Genomic DNA, 1,547 nt, shown 5'->3' on the forward strand with positions numbered 1-1,547 from the left:
CGGCACGGAATATTGCGGCAATCCCGAGCACCACGAATATGAGCTCTACCTGGCGCTCGAGGATATCGACCATTCGCGCACCAAGACCAAGAGCCCGCAAACGAATGGCATCGTCGAGCGGTTCCACAAGACGGTGCTCGACGAGTTCTATCGCGTCGCCTTCCGCAAGAAGATCTATGGATCGATCGCCGAACTCCAGGGCGATCTCGATTCCTGGGTCCAAAGCTACAACGAGGAAAGGCCGCATCAGGGGAGATGGTGCTTCGGCAAGACGCCAATGCAGACCTTCCTTGACGCGACCCCGCTTGCGAAGGAGAAGATGATCGCCGCCTGATCACAACCGACAGGCGGACCCGACACATCTCCGGACGCTGACCGTCAGATCAAGTGCCAGCTACTACAAATTAAATCGCAAATTCTCACGGCGCAACATAACCGTGAATCAGCCATGAACTGCCTGACCGAAGCGCTCACTGTCGCACGCGCGCAATCTGCGCTCGCCTGGGAGCTGTGGTCCTCGATGGCCTTGGCACGCATGCTTTCCGAAGACGGGCAGCGCGATCAGGCCCGCCATACGCTCGCCCTCGTCTACGACCGCTTCACCGAAGGATTCGAAACCGCAGATCTCAAGCTGGCGCACGCGCTGCTTGAGGATTTGCAATAGCCATTTAACCGCTCCACAGCACGCTGATAGCCACGATACCGTACTCTACTGGCTGGAGATTTGGTGGAACCGGGAATCCCTTCGCCATTCTAACATTTTCTCACAGAATCCAACGCGCCAAGGCGTCGGCCTTCGGGCATGTTCGTTGAGCGCAATTGTCCAGCAGTTTTCGCGCCCTACACCATGATGACACCATGATGAAGTCCTCTGTTCCGCAGACAACTCCAGTCGCCCTCCCACCCCTGGTGGCCGCCTACGTTGAAGCAACCAACAGCTTCGATCTCGAGCGATTGATGGTCACTTTTGCCGACGACGCTCTCGTCAACGATCAGTTACGGGACTACTGTGGAAAGCCGGCCATCAGAGAGTGGGCGAAACGCGATATTTTTGGCGAGAGATTGACGATGAACGTAACCAAGGTGATCAGCCACTACGGAAACTTCATCGTGACGGCCAACGTCGACGGCAACTATGACAAGCGCGGCCTGCCTGATCCGCTGGTGCTCGCCTTTTATTTCACCCCCCAGAGCGATTTGATCGTTCAGCTGATCATACTTCGTAATCGACACGATATTTGAGGCTCGACAAGCCTAACGACACGATCATTTCAATTGGCGTGGATCTGGACTTCCTCCTCATCCGACTGAATCTTCGTTGGACTTCGCGCGTCGCCTAAGACGCACTTATCAGCAGCACGACTAACACTATTTTACAACGTCAAACTCGCTTACGTCCTGAGATTGCGCGACCCTCTCACCGGATTTGTTCGATGCTTCCCAACTGAGAGAGCACGTCATGCACGAGACGCAAGGACATATCGAAGCGACAGAAAGCAGCGCGCCTCGCGACGTCCCACGGATACCGAAGCAACCCATTACCTGGA

The 1,547-nt window shown here is 55.7% G+C and carries 3 protein-coding genes; all 3 read left to right on the plus strand.

What is annotated here, in order from left to right; all coding sequences use genetic code 11:
- On the plus strand, positions 1 to 334 hold a 334-nt coding region (locus tag VGI36_10420), incomplete at its 5' end, for an integrase core domain-containing protein (GenBank protein ID HEY2485555.1).
- A gap of 114 nt (positions 335 to 448) precedes the next feature.
- Positions 449 to 664 (plus strand): hypothetical protein, encoded by a 216-nt coding sequence (locus VGI36_10425; protein ID HEY2485556.1) that lies wholly within the window; start codon positions 449 to 451, stop codon positions 662 to 664.
- Positions 665 to 858: 194 nt separating this feature from the next.
- A complete protein-coding gene (locus VGI36_10430) occupies positions 859 to 1,242 on the plus strand; it encodes a hypothetical protein (protein ID HEY2485557.1) in 384 nt (127 codons plus the stop codon).
- Positions 1,243 to 1,547: the final 305 nt, after the last annotated feature.

The organism is Candidatus Binataceae bacterium, from assembly GCA_036495685.1.
Taxonomy (GTDB): domain Bacteria; phylum Desulfobacterota; class Binatia; order Binatales; family Binataceae; genus JAFAHS01.

Bases quoted from the DNA above. Each gene is read 5' to 3' on its own strand.
- VGI36_10430 (HEY2485557.1), top strand. From the start codon at position 859: ATGATGAAGTCCTCTGTTCCGCAGACAACTCCAGTCGCCCTCCCACCC.
- VGI36_10425 (HEY2485556.1), top strand. From the start codon at position 449: ATGAACTGCCTGACCGAAGCGCTCACTGTCGCACGCGCGCAATCTGCG.